14 protein-coding genes are annotated in these 19962 nt (G+C 38.3%); 7 read left to right on the top strand and 7 right to left on the bottom strand.

What is annotated here, in order from left to right; all coding sequences use genetic code 11:
• Positions 1 to 378: 378 nt before the first annotated feature.
• Positions 379 to 2280, bottom strand: a complete 1902-nt coding sequence (locus GGG_RS0102675) for a DEAD/DEAH box helicase (protein ID WP_010111862.1) — start codon at positions 2278 to 2280, stop codon at positions 379 to 381.
• 456 nt (positions 2281 to 2736) lie between these two features.
• On the opposite strand from GGG_RS0102675, the gene GGG_RS0102670 reads away from it, so the two are divergent.
• Positions 2737 to 3156 carry a hypothetical protein gene (locus tag GGG_RS0102670; RefSeq protein ID WP_010111860.1) on the top strand — a complete coding sequence of 140 codons (420 nt, stop codon included), beginning with the start codon at positions 2737 to 2739 and terminating at the stop codon, positions 3154 to 3156.
• Positions 3157 to 3216: 60 nt separating this feature from the next.
• Here the strand turns inward: GGG_RS0102670 and GGG_RS0102665 are convergent, their stop codons facing one another.
• Positions 3217 to 4047: an inositol monophosphatase family protein gene (locus GGG_RS0102665; RefSeq protein WP_010111857.1), complete on the bottom strand. Its 831-nt coding sequence runs from the start codon at positions 4045 to 4047 to the stop codon at positions 3217 to 3219.
• Positions 4048 to 4188: 141 nt separating this feature from the next.
• Positions 4189 to 6105 (bottom strand): 1-deoxy-D-xylulose-5-phosphate synthase, encoded by a 1917-nt coding sequence (gene dxs, locus GGG_RS0102660; protein WP_010111855.1) that lies wholly within the window; start codon positions 6103 to 6105, stop codon positions 4189 to 4191.
• A gap of 317 nt (positions 6106 to 6422) precedes the next feature.
• On the opposite strand from dxs, the gene ribA reads away from it, so the two are divergent.
• Complete coding sequence (gene ribA, locus GGG_RS0102655; protein ID WP_010111853.1) at positions 6423 to 7025, top strand: GTP cyclohydrolase II; 603 nt, start codon at positions 6423 to 6425, stop codon at positions 7023 to 7025.
• Between the two features lie 341 nt (positions 7026 to 7366).
• Here ribA and hemN read toward each other — a convergent pair whose 3' ends face one another.
• Positions 7367 to 8731 carry an oxygen-independent coproporphyrinogen III oxidase gene (gene hemN, locus GGG_RS0102650; protein ID WP_010111852.1) on the bottom strand — a complete coding sequence of 455 codons (1365 nt, stop codon included), beginning with the start codon at positions 8729 to 8731 and terminating at the stop codon, positions 7367 to 7369.
• 259 nt (positions 8732 to 8990) lie between these two features.
• Here hemN and hemF point away from each other — a divergent pair, with 259 nt between their 5' ends.
• Both hemF and aroE read left to right on the top strand, forming a co-directional pair.
• Positions 8991 to 9932: an oxygen-dependent coproporphyrinogen oxidase gene (hemF, locus tag GGG_RS0102645; protein ID WP_010111851.1), complete on the top strand. Its 942-nt coding sequence runs from the start codon at positions 8991 to 8993 to the stop codon at positions 9930 to 9932.
• A gap of 935 nt (positions 9933 to 10867) precedes the next feature.
• Positions 10868 to 11656, top strand: coding sequence for a shikimate dehydrogenase (aroE, locus tag GGG_RS0102640; protein ID WP_010111850.1), 789 nt, complete (start codon positions 10868 to 10870; stop codon positions 11654 to 11656).
• Positions 11657 to 11769: 113 nt separating this feature from the next.
• Here the strand turns inward: aroE and GGG_RS0102635 are convergent, their stop codons facing one another.
• Positions 11770 to 14127, bottom strand: coding sequence for a hypothetical protein (locus GGG_RS0102635; protein WP_010111849.1), 2358 nt, complete (start codon positions 14125 to 14127; stop codon positions 11770 to 11772).
• Between the two features lie 234 nt (positions 14128 to 14361).
• Between GGG_RS0102635 and GGG_RS0102630 the strand changes: the two genes are divergently transcribed.
• Positions 14362 to 16185 (top strand): acyl-CoA dehydrogenase C-terminal domain-containing protein, encoded by a 1824-nt coding sequence (locus tag GGG_RS0102630; RefSeq protein ID WP_010111848.1) that lies wholly within the window; start codon positions 14362 to 14364, stop codon positions 16183 to 16185.
• 146 nt (positions 16186 to 16331) lie between these two features.
• Here GGG_RS0102630 and GGG_RS0102625 read toward each other — a convergent pair whose 3' ends face one another.
• Positions 16332 to 16640, bottom strand: a complete 309-nt coding sequence (locus tag GGG_RS0102625; protein WP_010111846.1) for a hypothetical protein — start codon at positions 16638 to 16640, stop codon at positions 16332 to 16334.
• Between the two features lie 150 nt (positions 16641 to 16790).
• A complete protein-coding gene (gene hemW / locus GGG_RS0102620) occupies positions 16791 to 17945 on the bottom strand; it encodes a radical SAM family heme chaperone HemW (protein WP_010111845.1) in 1155 nt (384 codons plus the stop codon).
• 120 nt (positions 17946 to 18065) lie between these two features.
• Here hemW and GGG_RS0102615 point away from each other — a divergent pair, with 120 nt between their 5' ends.
• Both GGG_RS0102615 and GGG_RS0102610 read left to right on the top strand, forming a co-directional pair.
• Positions 18066 to 18527: a DMT family transporter gene (locus tag GGG_RS0102615; protein ID WP_010111844.1), complete on the top strand. Its 462-nt coding sequence runs from the start codon at positions 18066 to 18068 to the stop codon at positions 18525 to 18527.
• A 40-nt stretch (positions 18528 to 18567) separates the two neighbouring features.
• Entirely contained in the window at positions 18568 to 19920 is a 1353-nt protein-coding gene (locus GGG_RS0102610; RefSeq protein ID WP_010111843.1) for an MATE family efflux transporter, read from the top strand.
• Positions 19921 to 19962 lie beyond the last annotated feature (42 nt).

Below are 19962 nucleotides of genomic sequence, written 5' to 3'. Positions count from 1 at the left end.
CTATACTCTTAAATGCCTAAATTTATGTAACTAAAAGATAATGGAACGGATGAAATTCATCGTTTAAATGATAATAAGTTTATTCTTATAATTTTGCTTTTATAATATTTTAGTTTAAATAATCAATATACTTACTTATCCAGAAATGAGTCCATAGATCAAATAGCCGATATTAGATACAACTAAAATCGAAAAGATATAGGACATCACCACGCCAAGCGTTAAATTTTCCTGAGGTGAATTCATATTTTTATAACTCTTAATTCTCTATTTGATTTAAAAATTTGATCAATCGCACACTTTTATTCTAACAAATATTTTTGAACTTGCAATAAAAAACCAGTCCGAAGACTGGTTTTTTTACTTAACGGTATTTAATTAATCGTTAAATTTGCGACGTGGACGGTCAGCATTAAATTCGCGTTTTGGACGATCTTCACCGCCAAAAGTACGTTTTGGACGATCTTCGCCACCAAATGTACGCTTAGGACGGTCTTCACCACCGAAAGTACGTTTTGGACGATCATCACCAAAAGAACGTTGTGGACGATCACCGAAACCACCTTCACGGCGTGCTGGACGATCACCAAAATCACGTTTAGGACGATCACCGAAGCTACCTTCGCGACGTGGTTTATAGTCTACGCTGTTACCACGGTTGTCATCATTCGAGTTAAAACGAGGTTTATCGTTGAAACCGCCTTCACGACGTGGACGATCAGAATTGAATTCACGCTTTGGACGATCATCAAACGAACGCTGTGGACGATCACCGAAACCACCTTCACGACGTGGCGCTGAACGATCACCAAAATCACGCTTAGGACGATCATCAAAAGAACGTTGTGGACGGTCGCCATAACCACCTTCACGGCGTGGCGGACGATCACCAAAATCACGTTTAGGACGGTCATCGCCATAAGATGGACGGTCACCACGAGGCTTGTCATCATAGCTACGACGTGGACGGTCATCACCACCTTCACGGCGTTTGAAGTTTGATTCACCTTCAAAACGACGACCACCACCGAAACCACCACGACCGCCATCGCGACCACGACCACCGCCGTTACGACCACGGCCACCACCATCACGACTACCACGAGCAGGAGGTGGAGACGGCTCTAAACCTTCAATTTCAGAAACACTTAAACGTGCATCTAAATAGTCTTCTAAAGCACGGATTTTACCGCGTTCACGATAAGTTGCTAAAGTGATTGCTTTACCAGTACGACCTGCACGACCAGTACGACCAATACGGTGTACATAATCTTCATTCTTCATTGGAAGACCGAAGTTGATTACGTGAGAAATCGTTGGTACGTCAAGACCACGTGCAGCTACGTCTGTAGCAACAAGGATTTTTGCACGACCTTCACGAATGCTACGTAAACGACGGTTACGTACAGTTTGTGGCATAGCACCATGAAGCGCTACAACTGAAAGACCCGCTTCTGCAAGCTCTTCAGCAAGCATATCTGTGTCTTCTTGAGTTGAAGCAAATACAACAGCCTGATCTACATCTTCTTCACTTAACCAATGCGTAAGCAATTTTTTCTTATGCTCAAAACCATCAGTCCAATGTAAAGTTTGGGTAATGTCAGTATTTGTAGAATGACCTGTTTCAATTGCAATACGTTGTGGATCATTCATCATGCGTTCAGCAAGATTAATAATACGTGGAGCAAATGTTGCAGAGAACATTAATGTTTGTTTGCGGTTTAATGCTAAATCGCTGATTGCTTCTAAGTCTTCAGAGAAACCTAGATCAAGCATACGGTCAGCTTCATCGACAATTAAAGCATCAACTAAATCAAGTTTGATTTGACGACGGTTTACAAGATCAAGTAAACGACCTGGAGTCGCAACAACAACTTGTGCACCTTTTAATTGTTGGATTTGTTTACCAAAAGGCATACCACCCATGATCGCAGCAACACGTACACCTTTCATATGGCGTACAAATGCAATTGCATCTTGACATACTTGTTGTGCAAGTTCACGAGTAGGTGAAATAACTAAAATGTTTGGTTGAGTTACTGCTTTCATACGTTCTTTAAAAGGTACGAAAGTTTCTTGACCAGCTAAAGCGTTTAACGTTGGGAGTAAGAATGCAGCAGTTTTACCAGAACCTGTTTGGCTTGATACAAGAAGGTCTTTACCTTCTAAAGCCGCAGGAATAGATTGTTCTTGAACGGGAGTAGGCGTAGTAAAGCCAAGTGATTCAAGTGCTTTCTGTAGTGATTCGTCTAAAGAAAATTCAGCAAAAGTTTTGCTCATAGAGATATTCACCCTAATGTGGGTGCTCCATTAATATATGGTCTGATGGACATCGGCAAAAAGCGGCACAGCAATAATCGCTGAAAATATAGAATCAGCGGCGATCCGAGAACGACGATGCGTATAACGCACATTTGATTACAGCCGCAACCTGAAGGAATCGCTTAAGCGATTGGGTGGGGCGCGAAATAATGTCCTCTCTTTGGACCGGACGCGCATACACAATATAGAAGAGAAATGTTCAGGTAATGAACGAAATTTAGTGCGTGGGCGGAGTATAGCAGAATTTTTAATAATGTCACTAAGTTTTAGTGTTTTTTACAACAACTTTAAAAATTAATTGCCTAAATTAACTTTTATATATAAAAATTCAGATACTTGCTTCTTAAAACAAGACCTATTAATTTACTTATCGATAAAAACACCTCCATTATAAATAACAATGCTGAGATTAAAATGAATAAGCAACAGTTATTGAAAGAAATACATCAATTAGAATTACCTAAAAAAGAATATATTATTGTCGGCGGTGGTTCATTGGCTATTCGAGGTATTCGGAATACCAATGATATTGATATTGTTGTGACACCTAAATTATTTGAAAAACTACAAACTAGTAATGAATGGTCGTATAAAGTACGACCAAATGGCAAACCGAAACTCTATAAAGGTTTTATTGAAGTCTATCTTGATGTAAACACAGCGGATTTTCAAAGAAGTACAGCATGGCTTTTCGAAAATGCAGACATTTTCGATCAGATACAGTTTATTGATTTACATACATTAATGCAGTTAAAACAAAGTTATGGACGAGAAAAAGACCTTCACGATATTAAACTCATTCAAATTTATCTTGCATCGCAACAAATGAAATAGGCATAAAAAAGCCCTCATCAATATGAAGGCTTTTTAAAACTCAATCTACAGAAGTATAAATTACTTCGCAGCTTCACCCCAAGCAGGAACAACAGCTTGCATCAATGGTTTTAACATTTTCATAGAACATGCAATCACTTGACCATTTTCCATAGAATCTGTTCCACCACGTGCATCAACCACAGTACCGCCCGCTTCTTTTACAATAAGTTCGCCAGCAGCGATGTCCCAAGGTTTTAAACCCAGTTCAAAATAAGCATCAAAACGACCTGCTGCAACATACGCTAAATCCAATGCAGCCGAACCTGAACGACGGTATTGTGCACCCGCTTCAGTAACGTTTAACAATGATTCGAAATGATTTTTCGCATAAGAAACAATTTCACCGTTACGTTTAGCACGGTAAGCATGGCCTACAGCCATGAACGTATTTTCAAGACTGTCTTTTACATTTACACGAATACGGCGTTGATTCAACATTGCGCCACGACCACGGCTTGCAGAGAATAGCTCATCTTTCACAGGGTCATAAATAACACCGTGTTGAGTTACACCTTTATGTTGAACAGCAATAGAGACACAGAAATGAGGGAAACCATTGATAAAGTTTAAAGTACCATCAAGCGGATCAATCACCCAACACCAATCGGCGTCGTGACCTTTACCTTCTTGTAGTCCAAATTCTTCACCAAGGAAGCTGTGATTTTTATAACTTTTACGAAGTGTATCAATCGTGAGTTGCTCGATGTAACGATCTACACGAGTCACTGGACCATCAATACCTTTTTCTTCGACTTGCAGATCGAGTTTATGACGATTTTGATGCGCTTTTAAAAGCTCTAGACCAACTAATTGAGCCGCACGCGCAGCCATCACCACCATAGGTTCCATTGAACACCCACTACAAATTTGAAGATACTGATAAAGAATAATGCATAAAAGCCCCAATATTTTAGCAAATATCGGGGCTTTTAGGGAAATTTTGTTTCTAAAATTTTACATTTTCAATGTTTGTGCAATTTTTGCTTTGTTTTAAGCATGTTGCACAAGCTTCGACCATGCTTGTTCAATGAATTTTTGAATGCCATCTGCATCCAATCCGCAATCTGTGAGCATTTCTGCATGGCTTGCTTGTGCTAAAAACTCATCAGGTAAGCCCAAATTTAAAATTGGTTTTACAATTTGAGCCTGTGCAAGGAATTCATTCACCGCACTACCCGCACCTGCCATGACTGCGTGTTCTTCCACTGTTACAAACAAACTGGTTCGTTCTGCTAAATCACGAATGATTTGCTCATCTAAAGGTTTTACAAAACGCATATTCACCACACGAATTGCAACATCAAGTCGTGATGCAAGTTGTTTTGCAACGTCTAATGCAGGCTGAACACGGCTACCAAAGGCTAAAATGCTAATCCCTTCATCGTGCTGTGTATTTAACTCTAACAACAATTCAGCTTTACCAATTTCAAGCTCAGTCAATTGCTTTTGAATTTCAACACCTAAGCCATTACCACGTGGGTAACGTACAGCCGTTGGGCCTTTGTATACATATGCAGTATGCAACATTTGACGACATTCATTTTCGTCTTTAGGTGCCATAATCACCATATTCGGTACAGTACGCATAAATGCATAATCGTATGCACCTGCATGCGTTGGCCCATCTTCACCGACTAAACCTGCACGATCAATACCAAATGTCACATCTAAATTTTGTAAAGCTACATCGTGAATGAGTTGATCATAACCACGTTGTAAGAAAGTTGAATAAATCGCAACTACAGGTTTTAAACCTTCACATGCCATACCTGCTGCTAAGGTCACTGCATGTTGTTCTGCAATAGCGACATCAAAATAGCGCTCAGGATATTGTTTTGCAAACTGCACCATGCCCGAACCTTCACACATGGCTGGCGTAATCGCAATCAACTTATCATCTTGCGCAGCTTCATCACAAAGCCATTGTCCAAATACATCTGAATATTTAGGTGCTGTTTTGATAGGTTCAGCTTTTGCAGGCGCTGTATTTAATTTGCTAATCGCATGATATTTAATTTGATCGACTTCAGCAGGTGCAAAGCCTTTACCTTTCACTGTATAAATATGAATCAGACGAGGGCCTTTACGTTTTTTTAACGCATTGAATACTTGTACCAACTGCTCAACATCATGACCATCAAATGGGCCAAAATAATCAAAACCAATGGCTTTAAATAAATTATCCGCTGCATCGGTTGCAGATTGATGTAAGCGTGAGGTGTAATTCCATTCAGGATGATCCTGAATAAAAGCCTGACCTTGCTCATCAATATTGACGAACTGACCTTGCTCCCAAATTGAAGCTAAGTGTTTGGCAAAACCACCTGTACTGCATGAAATTGACATGTCATTATCATTTAAAACAACAATCAAGTCTGCATCATGTGCAACAGCATCATTCATCGCTTCAAAAGCCATGCCTGCCGTCATTGCCCCATCGCCTACGATTGCAACCACATCACATGGGTTTTGTTGATAACGACGCGCCAAGGCCATGCCTAAACCTGCTGAAATTGCAGTAGATGAATGACCAACACCAAAAGTATCAAATTCAGATTCTTCTCGTGCAGGAAACGCAGCCAAACCATTTTTCGAACGAATTGTGGTCAATTGCTCACGGCGACCTGTTAAGGCTTTATGCGGATAAGCTTGATGACCCACATCCCAAACTAAACGGTCATTTGGCGTATTAAAGCAATAGTGTAATGCGACCGTGAGTTCGATAACGCCAAGGTTTGCACCAAAATGTCCACCACTTTGTCCAGCAGCATACAAAATAAATTGACGCAACTCGTCTGCGACTTGTGCCAATTGGCTTTGCTCGAGTTGACGTAATTGTTGAGGATGATTAATTGCATCCAACAAAGGCGTAACAGGACGTTGACTAGGTATTTCGGTATACAACATATGTGGCAAAGCCTTCTAAAGCCTGGCAAATCTAAGCTAGGTACACGGGTTAGCATGATCGTGAAATCGAATCATATCACATTCAATCAGCCACATTTATAACGATGCGTCACTGAACGATATAGAATGCTGCAAGTGTGCTCGTAACTTAGATTATCCTGAATAATCTATCTATATATCAACTATTATTGTTTGCTTTATACAAAAAAGAAATTTTTAAAGCAAACTTATACTTAAAAACTTGTTTTACAATTCTACCAATGTCCGAGCATTACGCTATACTTTAACCAATTTCTAAACAAATAATGGAAGATTCTGTGTCAATAGAGTTTGTTGCCACTTCAAATTTACCGACCGCTTATGGTGAGTTTAAGATTTCTGTGTTTCAAGACCCTCAAACAGGTGAAGAACACGTTGCTCTTTCCAAGGGTTTGGAAACTGCTCCCACTGAACCTGTCTTGGTTCGTATTCATTCAGAGTGCTTAACAGGCGATGCCTTTGGTTCTTTGAAATGTGATTGTGGTCCACAATTACACAACACCATGAAAATGATGAATGAAGCGGGTCAAGGTGTGATTTTGTATCTACGTCAGGAAGGTCGTGGTATTGGTTTGACCAATAAAATCCGTGCTTATGCCTTGCAAGATCAAGGGCATGATACTGTGGATGCTAATTTGTTGTTAAATCTGCCTGCCGATGCACGTACTTATGATATGTGTACCATCATGCTTGATCAGTTACAGGTTAAACAGGTCAAACTTATTACCAATAATCCTTTAAAATTAAAAGCATTAACGGATTTAGGTATTGATGTTGTTGATCGTGTACCACTGACTGTAGGTTTGAATAAATTCAATGAAGATTATTTAAAAACCAAGCATGATCGTATGTCACATATGTATGAAAAAGATGATTTTTGATCAAGAATTCTCGCTAAAATTTAAATTCTACTGCTAATCGGCGCTGTATAAACAGTTTCACAACAGCGTCTTTCCACAATTAAAATTCAAATTTAGGGTTAGCCTTCGGCTCGACCTACTTTTCTTTCGGGAAAATGAAAAGCGAAGCTTTGCAAGAAAACCACCTTGCGGAGCATTGCTCCTCACCGCAAAACTCGACAACTACCAGTTTTTGAAAAATAAATCGCAGAAACTTTAATTTTTTTATGTAGTCCTGCCTCAAACACGTTGCGGATGACATTTTCGTGTATCCATTTACTGGACTAAAACTAAAAAGCTCTCTTGTGTAATCAATTTAGCAATCAAACCGTCATCGAGAAAATCTGTGTTTCAGGTTTTCTACGCTTTAAACGCAAATCAAAGGCCATACAAATATTACGAACAAAAGGTTTGCCCTGTTCTGTAATCACGATGCGATCATTTTCAATCTGCAATAAACCATCTTGTTGCATCTCAACCAACTGCTGAATTACATCAACACGTTCAGGAAAATCCATACTTGGTTCTTTCCAAGACGTTTCAAAAGTACACATCAAATTTAAAATATGCTTACGAATTTTCAAATCTTCAGGACTCAGCATATGCCCTTTAAATACAGGAATTTCATTCTTTTCAAGACGTGCATAATAATCATCTAAAACCTTTTCATTTTGCGCAAAGCTATACCAACTATCACTAATCGAAGACACACCAAGCCCAATCATCACTTGAGTTTTAGATGAGGTATAGCCCATAAAATTGCGATGTAAAGTGCCTGCTTTAAATGATTGGTACATCCCATCACGATTTAAAGCAAAATGATCCATACCAATTTCATGGTAGCCATGTGCTAAAAGCTTATTTTTACCTTCTTCATACAACGTACGTTTTTCATCATCCTTTGGAACATCATGGTCTTTAAAACCACGTTGACCATTGCCCTTAATCCAAGGCACATGTGCATAGCTATAAAAAGCCAAACGATCAGGTAACAAACTATTGGTTAAATCAATGGTTTTTAACACATCTTCCAAGCTTTGAAATGGCAACCCAAAAACCAAATCATGTGAAATGGATTCATAACCAATCTCTCTCGCCCACTTCGTGACTTTTTCTACATTTTCAAAAGGTTGAATGCGATGAATGGCTTTTTGAACATTCTCATTATAATCCTGCACACCATAACTGACACGGCGAAAACCGAGATCATACAAAGCTTGTAAATGTGCCTTTGTCGTATTGTTTGGATGCCCTTCAAAACTAAATTCATGCCCATCGGCAAAGGTGGCTTTAGCTAAAATGCCATGAATCAACTGTTGTAAATGTTCAACTGAAAAGAATGTCGGTGTTCCACCACCCAAATGAATTTCTTTAATTTGGGGAATATCGCCCAATAACTGACAATATAAGTCCCACTCTTTTAATACAGCCTGAATATAAGGTTGCTCAACCTCATGGCGTTTGGTGACTTTTTTATGACAACCACAAAAGGTACATAAGCTTTCACAAAAAGGTAAATGAATATATAAGCTGATGCCTTCTGTCGTATTCGATTCATCAAAAGAACGCTTTAAACTCTGCGTCCATTGCTGCAAAGAAAATGCTGCTTCCTCCCAATAAGGAACCGTTGGGTAACTGGTATAGCGAGGGCCAGCGACGTTGTATTTCTGAATGAGGGAACAACTCATATTCATGACTTAAGGCTCAACTAACATCAATTTTTATCAGGAATCACATCAATGAAACCTTGTTAAGTCTATTGTGCTGAGCTTAGCGTTTGAATTCAACCTAGTGAATTGATCGGAATTCCCACAATATTGCCTAAAAAATCATATTGCTTTTCAATTTCTTGTGGCGAACATGCGTACTTTTGGGTAATTCACTTAATTTTTTAATCAATTTATGTTTTGATGTAGACAGTCTTCCCTTCCCCTTTTGAGGATTGTCATGCAGAACCCTACTTCAGCGGATATTCAACGTGTCCGTGACTTTCTTGTCGATTTACAAGCTCGTATTTGTTCGGCTCTAGAGCATCAAGAAGAATTAGGCGGTGGTACTGCAACCTTTGAAATCGATGATTGGCAACGTCCAGAAGGCGGTGGTGGTCGCTCACGTGTCTTGCAAAATGGTAGCGTGATTGAAAAAGGCGGTGTGATGTTCTCTCACATCAATATTTCTAAATTACCTGCTTCAGCAACTGAACGACATCCCGATATTGCAGGTGCGAAAGCTCAAGCGATGGGCGTTTCATTGGTTATTCATCCTCGCAACCCCAATGTTCCAACCTCACATGCCAATGTACGTTTATTTGTTGCTGAGCGTGAAGGGCAAGATCCGATTTGGTGGTTTGGCGGTGGTTTTGATCTCACTCCTTTTTACCCCGATGATGAAGATATCACTGCTTGGCATCAAACAGCCTTTGACCTTTCGACCCCTTTTGGTGATGAAATTTACGAAAAACATAAACAATGGTGTGATGATTATTTCTATTTAAAGCATCGAGATGAACAACGTGGTGTAGGTGGATTATTTTTTGATGACCTGAATCAATGGGACTTTGAAAAATGTTTTGAATACATGCAAGCTGTTGGCAATGGTTATTTACAGGCAATCATCCCAATTTTGCAAAAAAACCAGAATAAACCTTATACCGAAGCACAACGTGACTTCCAGTTATACCGCCGTGGACGCTATGTTGAATACAATTTGGTTTATGATCGTGGCACTTTATTTGGTCTACAAACAGGTGGACGCATTGAATCCATTCTCGTCAGTATGCCACCACTTGCTGCATGGTCATATCGTCCTGAATGGGACGAAAATAGTCCAGAAAAGAAACTGACAGATTATTATCTCAAACCTAGAAATTGGCTCGCTAAGCTAAAATAAGCAATCTCAAGAACGGCTATCTAAATAACGTCAGTTCGGGATAAATTCTGATGTAAGTTATTGAAAAGATAGATCAGGCACAACGGAGTCTTACCATTTAAAGTCAGATACAAGAATTAACCTTCGGTTCGACCTACTTTTCTTTCGGGAAAAGTAGGCAAAACCATTTGTCAGTCGCCAACTCGACAGATACTATCAAGTACCAAATGTATTGCAAAAACAGTACATTGCAAATGTAGCCCGGCCTCAAACAATGCGACTGACGTTTCCGCGTATCGTATAGTAGGGAACATACATATCTCGAGTTCAGGTTAAATAAATACAATTGATCGCAATATTTGATCAAATTTATGACCTAAGCTAACTTTTTAATAAAGTTAGCTTTTTTACATTGTTTAATTTTTCGAAAGATTTACTCACAATTAATAATGAGAATAACTCACAATAAGCGTGTTTTTTAATTTCGTTTTAATGCGAATTTGTTTAATATACAAAACTTAAAATTTGCTTAATTTTTAATTAATATTTTTTAATTTCTTAAAGTATTAATTTTCTCCTTTCATCCGAGGTTTAGTAATGAAAAATTTACTAGAAAATCATAAAATTATACTATCGTTTAGTGTTCTTTTCCTTTTAGTCTGCTCAATTACAGTCACTATTATTTCAAATAATCAGCTTTCTGATAGTATTTCGATTACCTCTAGTGTTTTACTTTCTATTGGGTTTTTAGTCATTTTTGCAATGATTTTTTTAGACTTCATTCATTCAATCTGCAACCCATAAATAGATTAACACCCTGATTCACTGATAATTTTAAACAAAAAAATAAGAATCCCAGTCAACATTATCCCCCATACTCCGCTGTTATTTTTGTCGTTCTTCCTGTTTTCACGTATATTGTTGCCACTTTCTAGATCAATACATGGATATGTGGCATGAGCAAACAATTCGCAGTCATTGGCAACCCAATTGAGCAATCTCGTTCACCTGAATTACACCATGCATTTGCAGACAAAACAGGTCTTGATCTAAATTATGTCAAACGCCTTGCGCCCTTAGATGGCTTCGAAAGCAGTGTCAAAGAATTCTTTGCACAAAATGGCGTTGGGATGAATGTTACTGTTCCATTCAAAGAGCAAGCTTTTACCTTATGCCAACAACTCACTGAACGTGCCAAAATAGCCAAAGCAGTCAATACTTTATGGATGCAAGATGGTGTACTACACGGTGATAACACTGATGGCCAAGGTTTAGTCGATGCCATCCAAGCCTTAGATTGGAATTTAGCAAAGAGTTCAATCCTCATCATTGGTGCAGGCGGTGCAACACGAGGCGTCATCTATCCTTTAGTGAAAGCAGGTGCACAAAAAATTGTCATTGCCAATCGTACATTAGCCCGTGCTGAACAATTGGTGAGTGATTTAAAAACTGCTGTTCCAGATGCTGAGTTATCTGCATGTGGCTTAGATGAGTTGCAAGGTCAGTTTGATATTGTCATTAATGCAACATCTGCGAGCTTAAGTGGTGATGCACTCATTCTTCCTGAAAATCTACAGTTTAACTATGCTTATGAAATGGCATACGGCAAACCATCAAGTTTCCTTGATCAAGCTAAAGCACGTGGCGTACCGACATCTGAGGGATTTGGAATGTTGGTCGGACAAGCCATTGAAGCTTTTTATATTTGGAATGGCGTGCGTCCCAAGCTCAAAGATTTTCTTTAATTGAAGGGCTAACCTTCAAATGCGCATCTCTTCAAATGCGAATCTAAGTCCAATAATAAAAAAGAACCTCATGTGAGGTTCTTTTCTTCATACTAAAAACTTAACACACTGTATTATTTCAACTGTGCATCACTTAAAGCCTGATATGCTTTTTTAAACAATGCATAATCAATAAATTCGACTGAATCTTCATTTAGACTCGCAACCAATTGATCATTAAATTTGTTTTTCTTCAAAGCGATATAAGACTTAGCTAAAACATTTACGGTCTTTAAATATTCCGCACGTTGCTCTTTTTCAACTGTATTTTCAGCTTCAAACTTTTGCATATAATATTGTGCAAATACAGCTTCCGTCGTTTTATATTGCTTCTGCAATTTTTGAACGTCTAAAACCGTTTGTTTCGTTTTCCAAACTTCATTCACAATACTATCAATGCTATTTCCAAGCGCATCATCATATTGTTGATCCTCTTCTAAATGATGTTTTGTCTTTAAAGCTTCAATGCGTTTTAAAGCATCACCTTGAGGGTTATAAACCGCTTCATCCGAATAAGCATAAGCGTATACACTCGCAATTTCTTGCAAATCTTGCGCTGAATATTGTTTAACCAAGTCAGGATTTTTAGCAGTTAATTTAGCGATAAATACTGTTTTGTAAGTTTGCTCATAAGAACCTGTTTGAACAAAAACTTGCTCTGCTAATTTTTCTAAACGCTCATCTAAACTTAGATGATCTTGTTTAGATTGATCCGATGATTTTCCTGAAAAACCACCAACCGCTTTTCCTAAGAAACTTCCATCAAATGAGTCTTGAAAAGATTTGGCTTCACTTAAAGCTTGGCGATCTATTTTGGTGGCATTCCCATAGTTCAAGAACTGCATATCAAACTGAATGTCTAATTTACGATTTAACTCGCCAAAATCCATTCCTACACCATAATCTGCTCGAATAGCACGACCTTTATCATCCAGCACAAGATCAATAATCATTGGATTTCTCTGATCTTTAGGCGGTAAACTCGCATTAATATCTGTTTGATATTGTTCCCATAATTGTTTGAATTGATTTGCATCAACCAATTGGTCTTTTTTCCCTAAAGTGGAAAACTTTTCTACAAGTGCTGCATCTTTTTTACTACGTTTTATATCAAAAGCTGGATTTTGCTTTGGTTTAGCATTGAATACATCAATATCATAATAATATTGACAATATCGTACATCACCAAAACGTGCATTGGTCTTGGTTTTCGCCAAATCGTTACATTGTTGCTCTGTTAATATATTTTCTGCTTTTGGTGACTCCTCATCGTCTACATCGATATCATCGTTTTCATTTGCAGTACTTGAACCTTCATCTTCGGCATACTTATCTTCATCAACAGAACCAGCCGAAGCTTTTACACCTTCTGTCCCGTCAGCTTCTGATTCTTCTTGCTGCGCATCATCATCTTTATGACTATCATAAATGACGTGGTTCACTGCATCGGAAAGTTGATACATTGCATCTAAAGCTTCTTCTGAACCATCTTCAAAACCCGAAGACTTGGTTTTTGACTCAGGTTTAGAAGCTTTTAAGTCAGGATCATCCATAATTTTGGATAATGTGGTTGGATTTAACCCCAATACAGAATTCACAAAATATTGACGGTTAATTGAAGAATATAAATTCGCTTGTAAAAATAACTCTTCTAAGGACGTATTTAATCGAATTTTTTCAACAACGCCTGCCTGTTGCTCGGCAGCCGTAAGCTTCAGCGTTTCAATTTGATCTTTCGGTGCTAAAACATAAGAGATTGCACCAGATTGTTTTAGAAATTCGATAAACGCTTTTACATCAACTCTAGAAATTTCATCTTTATATTTTGAGAAATCATAGTACGCATATTTATTCTGATCTTGTGGATTGGCCAAATACGGCATCAAAGAGAAAATTTGCGTATAAAACTTATAATCATTGAAATCAATAACAGTTGGAACACGAATCTCAACAGATAGATTCGGCTTCTTATATTTAGTTTCGAGATTGAATGAAGCCATTTTCTGACGATAATTCACCGTTCCGTCATACTGAATTTGCATATCATTCAAAATACTTTGTACAACATCTGCACCTTTACCCAAAAAATCATTCACAGAACGAGAATCTTGTTGTGCCAAGTCTTGATAAAGTTCTTTTTTCTGCGCTGCTGACAATTGAATCTTTTGCTGCTTTAAATATTGCTCTAACTTTTTTTCAACCGTTGGATCAAGTTGACGTTGAGCATCATCTTTTAACGTATTTTGATTGGTCTTATGAATCTGAAAACGTACTTGCCCACGATAATCAAAACTTGGATATTCATACAATGCGTTTAAACCTTGTACCGCACGTTGTGCAGAATCCTGATTTGTATTGTTTTTTACAATATGAGTAGAACACGCAGATAAACTCAAACCCAAAAGACATAAAGTTAATTTTGATAATTGCATAAGATACTTTTCACCCTAATATTTATAATAACCATATAAAATGAATATAAAACATTTAAAAATAAACTCCCAACATTATCAAAAAATAATCAAAGTTACCTGTATCTTTTCTTACAAATTAGCCTTTCTGACAGTTTTTTTAGAATGTCTTATCAATGCATTCTCAGTTTGATTATGAATAATGAAATCATCGATCGAAGAATCAAAAAATATTTCTAAATTAGGATTAAACCCATGCCAGCATATAAAGCTCCCGTCCGTGATATTCGTTTTTTAATGAACGAAGTTTTTGACTATCCAGCACATTATAAAACGCTGTCGATTGGCGAAAATGCCGATGCAGATACAGTCGATATGATTATCGATAGTGCAGCAGATTTCTGTGAAAACGTACTTTCTCCTTTAAATCAGTCAGGTGATCAGGAAGGTTGTCATTTTAAAGATGGCGAAGTAACAACGCCTAAAGGCTTTAAAGAAGCTTATGCCCAATTCGTACAAGGTGGATGGCAAGGTCTTTCTTATCCAGAAGAGTTTGGTGGTCAAGGCTTACCAATGTCTTTAAATTTGGTGAAATCTGAAATGATGGGGACTGCAAACTGGTCTTTCACCATGTACCCAGGTTTAAGTATGGGCTGTATGAACACCATCATGCAATTCGGTACCGATGAACAAAAAAATACCTATATGCCACACCTCACTGCAGGTACTTGGTCAGGTACAATGTGTTTAACTGAACCTCAATGTGGTACAGACTTAGGTCAAGTTAAAACTAAAGCTGAACCAAAAGCTGATGGTACTTATGCAATCACAGGGACTAAAATCTTCATCTCTGCGGGTGAGCATGATTTAACTGAAAATATCGTTCATATCGTACTTGCACGTCTTCCAGATGCGCCTGCAGGTACACGTGGTATTTCATTATTCATCGTACCAAAATTCATTCCAACTGAAGATGGTCGTGTAGGTGAACGTAACCCTGTAACGTGTGGTTCGATTGAACACAAAATGGGTATCCATGCGAATGCAACTGCTGTGCTTAATTTTGATGCTGCAACAGGTTACCTCATTGGTGAAGTGAATAAAGGCTTACATGCGATGTTCACATTTATGAACACTGCACGTATTGGTACGGCTGTTCAAGGTATTGCACATGCGGAATTGTCATTCCAAGGTGCTTTACCGTATGCGAAAGAGCGTATGTCTATGCGCGCACTTTCTGGTAAAAAAGATCCAGATCGTGTTGCTGATGCCATTATTCACCATGCAGATGTACGTCGTATGCTATTGACCCAAAAAGCAATTGCTGAGGGTGGCCGTTCAATGATTTATCATGCTGCTCAACTTGCTGACAAAATGGCAGATGCCCTTGCTCAAGGCGACCAAGCTAAATTTGATGAATATGATGATAAATTAGGTTTCTACACACCAATCCTCAAAGGCTTCTTAACTGAAATGGGCTTGGAAGCTGCAAACCACGGTATGCAAGTTTTTGGTGGTCATGGTTATATCAAAGAACATGGCATGGAGCAGATCGCTCGTGATGCACGTATTTCAACATTGTACGAAGGTACAACTGGTGTACAAGCGCTCGACTTGATTGGTCGTAAAGTTCTACTTTCTTCTAAAGGTAAAGTGGTTCGTGAATACACTGCTGAAATCTTGAAGTTCTGTGGTCAACATGCACGTAACAAATATATGCGTCGTTTTGCATGGGATTTGACAAAAATCTGTGCACAGTGGAATGCTCTAACTGTTCGCATCATGCTTGCAGCACGTAAAGACCGTGACATCGTTTCTTCTGCTTCTGTAGATTTCTTGATGTTCTCTGGTTATGCAATGATGGCGTATTATTGGGCTCAACAAGCCGCTGTAGCGTCAGAAAAACTTGCTTCTGGTGAAGGCGCTGAAGTTCCTGAATTCTATAAAGCAAAAATCAAAGTTGCTGATTTCTACTTCGAACAATTATTGCCTCGTTCACAAGGTCATGCTGAATCTATGGTTAATCCATCGAAAACTATGATGTCTTTAGAAGCTGATCATTTTAGTTTTGACTACTAAGTTTTAAAATTTTGATGTGATGAAAGAGCGCTTAGGCGCTCTTTTTGTTTGATTTCTTGGATCAAAAGCAGGGATTAAACTCATAAGGTAACACCTTACTATTTATAGCTCATTATCTTCAAAATAAAATGTTATAGAATTTAGAGTCACATATTAAAGTCACTTTTATCATGTATTTGATTGTCCAGTCGTAATTGTCTTGTATCAATCGTTGCAATTTTTTTATTTAAAATTTGAGTGAGAGCTTTTGGTAGTAGATCGTAAATAGCTAATCCTATAGGAATCATAGGTAATCCTAAAGGTATTAAAATAATCGAAATACAGAAGAAAACACCTAAACCAAGTACAACAATTCCAACACATTTCCCAAAAAAAATACTCACCTTCATTATTTTTATGATTTGACTCTTCTTTAAATCAATATCCTTTTGTTCTAAAAAATATTTGTTTTCCATGATTAGCTTTTCCACTTAAAATCTTAACCTTAGGTTCATCTTTCTTCTTAAGTACACTTAGTGAGAGGCTGTTAGCAAAACTCCACATCAATCATTTAATTCTTATTTCATAATATTTTATATCATGAAATATCTTATCTATTTAAAATTCTAAATAAACGCTTCTAATACTGAATTTAGAAATACATGCCCTTGCTCAGTACATGCCAAACGGTTTTGATCATCTACCATCAACTTGCGTTCACGCAATGAGCTCACAGCTTTATCCAAAGTAGCTAATTTTAAACCAGTCCGTTGTTGATAAGTATTAGCGTGTACACCCTCATTTAAACGCAAAGCATTCATCATAAATTCAAAAGGCATCTCATCATTTTCAATCCGATGATATTGCACATGCTCAGCAGGGACCTTGGCTAAATAATCTTTCGGTAAGCGTGTTTTTTGGAACCGATACACACCATCTGGCTGCGTTACCTTGCCATGTGCCCCTGCCCCAATCGCCAAATAATCACCAAATTGCCAATAATTTAAATTATGTGCAGATGGTTTTTCCTTACGCCACGCAGACACTTCATAATTGATAAAACCGTTGGCTTGTAAATAAGCTTCACCTTGCTCTTGAATCGTTTCAAGCACATCATCCAAAGGTAAAATCGGTTGAGTACGGAAAAATACGGTATTCGGTTCAATGGTCAATTGATACCAAGAGATATGTGTTGCGCCATTTTCCACTGCCAATTTTAAATCCAATAAAGCTTGTTCTAAAGTCTGTTCAGGCAGCCCATGCATCAAGTCAACATTGATCCGCTGAAAGCCTGCTTCTTTGGCAAGTTGAATCGCAGAAATCGCATCATTATTTGAATGAATACGTCCTAATTTTTGTAAATGGTCGGTATTAAAACTTTGTACACCAATAGATAAACGGTTAATACCTGCTTCGAGATATCCTGAAAATGGATCATGTTCAACTGTTCCAGGATTGGCTTCTAAGGTAATTTCACAGCCATCTTCAAAAGCTAAAAGGCTTTTTAATTGCCCAAATAACCATTGATAACCTTTGGCAGAAATTAATGATGGCGTTCCCCCACCAATAAAAACACTATGAATTTTACGACCTTGCGCAAAATCAATTTGAGTTTTAAAGTCTTCAACCAAAGCCTGTAAATATTCTTGCTCTAAATCTAATGATAATTTCCCATCAGGCACGGCATGTGAGTTAAAGTCACAATAAGGACATTTGCGTACACACCAAGGCATGTGAATATATAAAGACAAAGGCACATCGTGAGGATTTAAATCAGCCAAGGAACAAGCTCAGAACAAAATGGAATACCTATGATTTTAACATGACTTGAAGCTGAGCATGTGCACGAGCCATCAATTTACTTCATGTAAATGTACAAGCTAAAAATAAAGGTGAATAAAATGATAAAACTATCGAGCCAACTGTTACTGCTTTTGCCTTTAGCCATGGGAATTGGAATTGCTATGACCTTTCAAACAGCAATCAATGCTCAATTGCGTGAATATCTCTACTCACCACTACAAGCTGCCCTTTTATCCTTTTTAGTTGGTACAATAGTGCTCGCCGTATTTGTGTTTTTTCAATCACAGCCGAAACCATCACTTGCACAGTTCGCTCAAATTCCATGGTATCTATGGTTAGGTGGCTGTTTAGGCGTCTATGCGATTAGTATCAGCATTTACGCTGCACCAAAACTTGGATTTTTAACACTTTCTGGGTTAATTATCTTTGGTCAAATTTCCATGTCGATGGTAATGGATCAGTTTGGGTGGTTAGGCGTAGAAAAAACACCGATCAACTGGCAACGTCTTTTAGGTAGCGTGGTGATTTTTTTTGGTGTGCTTCTCACTCTACAACGCTAACCATTTTTTAATTTAAGCACATTTAAAACGAGTAAATTTTGTGTCAAATACTGCTGTCACAACTACCCGCTTTGAATTAAAGCAACTTTTTCATTTGATGTTCCCCATATTAATCACCCAATTCGCTGCTGCGGGCTTCGGGTTGATTGATACCATCATGGCTGGACATATGTCCGCAGAAGATTTGGCTGCAATTGCGGTCGGCGTGGGTTTATGGATTCCTGTTTTATTACTTTTTAGTGGCATTATGATTGCGACCACACCTTTGGTTGCAGAAGCGAACGGCGCACGTACCCCTGAAAAAATTCCGTCTATCGTTCGCCAATCTTTATGGGTTGCGTTATTGCTTGGCATTATCGCCATGCTTATTTTACAAACCATGCCGTTGTTGTTGCCTTTACTTGGCGTACCTGAGTCTTTATTGCCTAAAGCCAGTTTATTTTTACATGCCATTGCTTTTGGTATGCCTGCATACACCATGTATTCAACTTTACGTGGCTATTCGGAAGCATTAGGCTACCCTCGTCCAATTACGCTCATTAGTTTATTGGCACTGATTGTACAAATTCCGCTGAATTTTATTTTCATGTACGGCATTGGGCCAATTCCACATTTGGGTAGTGCGGGCTGCGGTTTTGCAACAGCAATTTTGCAATGGATTATGTTCATTACTCTGAGTTTATACATCTTCAAGGCGAAACGTTATCAAGCGACTCAACCTTTAAAAGTTTTTGAGAAGATGGACAGCGTGTTAATCAAACGCATCCTAAAGCTTGGGCTTCCAATTGGTCTCGCTATTTTCTTTGAAGTCAGTATTTTTAGTACGGGGGCAATCATCCTCAGCCCGCTTGGTGAAGTGACCGTTGCCGCACATCAAATTGCGATTTCTGTCACATCACAATTGTTTATGATTCCAATGTCTTTGGCACTCGCGCTGACTATTCGTACTGGAACCTATTATGGTGAAAAGAATTGGATTGCAATGCGTAAAGTACAAAAAATTGGACTGATCACTGGGACACTATTCGCACTGATTACTATGCTGTTGATGTGGTTATTGCGTCCATTGATCGTGTCTGCGTACACCAGTGATTATGATGTATCACAAGTTGCGATTTATCTGATTTTATTTGCGATTGCTTACCAGCTTATGGATGCATGGCAAGTTAGCGCTGCAGGTTGCTTACGTGGTATGCAAGACACCAAAGGCCCAATGTGGATCACCATGCTTGCATATTGGGTGATTGCATTCCCTGTCGGCATTTATCTAGCACGTTACACAGACATGGGCGCAGCGGGCGTTTGGGTCGGTTTAATTGTTGGATTAAGTATCGCCTGCGTATTATTACTGATGCGTTTATATATGAACAATAAGCGCTTGAGTCAGGCTTAATCAGTAAATATTCAAAATCAAAATAATGCTGTTGATGACAGC

The organism is Acinetobacter sp. P8-3-8 (assembly GCF_000214135.1).
In the GTDB taxonomy this organism is placed as follows: domain Bacteria; phylum Pseudomonadota; class Gammaproteobacteria; order Pseudomonadales; family Moraxellaceae; genus Acinetobacter.
This window is presented reverse-complemented; position numbering and strand designations above follow the sequence as displayed.

Bases quoted from the DNA above. Each gene is read 5' to 3' on its own strand.
- GGG_RS0102665 (WP_010111857.1), bottom strand. From the start codon at position 4,047: ATGGAACCTATGGTGGTGATGGCTGCGCGTGCGGCTCAATTAGTTGGT.
- GGG_RS0102630 (WP_010111848.1), top strand. From the start codon at position 14,362: ATGCCAGCATATAAAGCTCCCGTCCGTGATATTCGTTTTTTAATGAAC.
- hemN (WP_010111852.1), bottom strand. From the start codon at position 8,731: ATGAGTTGTTCCCTCATTCAGAAATACAACGTCGCTGGCCCTCGCTAT.
- GGG_RS0102670 (WP_010111860.1), top strand. From the start codon at position 2,737: ATGAATAAGCAACAGTTATTGAAAGAAATACATCAATTAGAATTACCT.
- GGG_RS0102615 (WP_010111844.1), top strand. From the start codon at position 18,066: ATGATAAAACTATCGAGCCAACTGTTACTGCTTTTGCCTTTAGCCATG.
- aroE (WP_010111850.1), top strand. From the start codon at position 10,868: ATGAGCAAACAATTCGCAGTCATTGGCAACCCAATTGAGCAATCTCGT.
- GGG_RS0102625 (WP_010111846.1), bottom strand. From the start codon at position 16,640: ATGGAAAACAAATATTTTTTAGAACAAAAGGATATTGATTTAAAGAAG.
- hemF (WP_010111851.1), top strand. From the start codon at position 8,991: ATGCAGAACCCTACTTCAGCGGATATTCAACGTGTCCGTGACTTTCTT.
- GGG_RS0102635 (WP_010111849.1), bottom strand. From the start codon at position 14,127: ATGCAATTATCAAAATTAACTTTATGTCTTTTGGGTTTGAGTTTATCT.
- GGG_RS0102675 (WP_010111862.1), bottom strand. From the start codon at position 2,280: ATGAGCAAAACTTTTGCTGAATTTTCTTTAGACGAATCACTACAGAAA.
- dxs (WP_010111855.1), bottom strand. From the start codon at position 6,105: ATGTTGTATACCGAAATACCTAGTCAACGTCCTGTTACGCCTTTGTTG.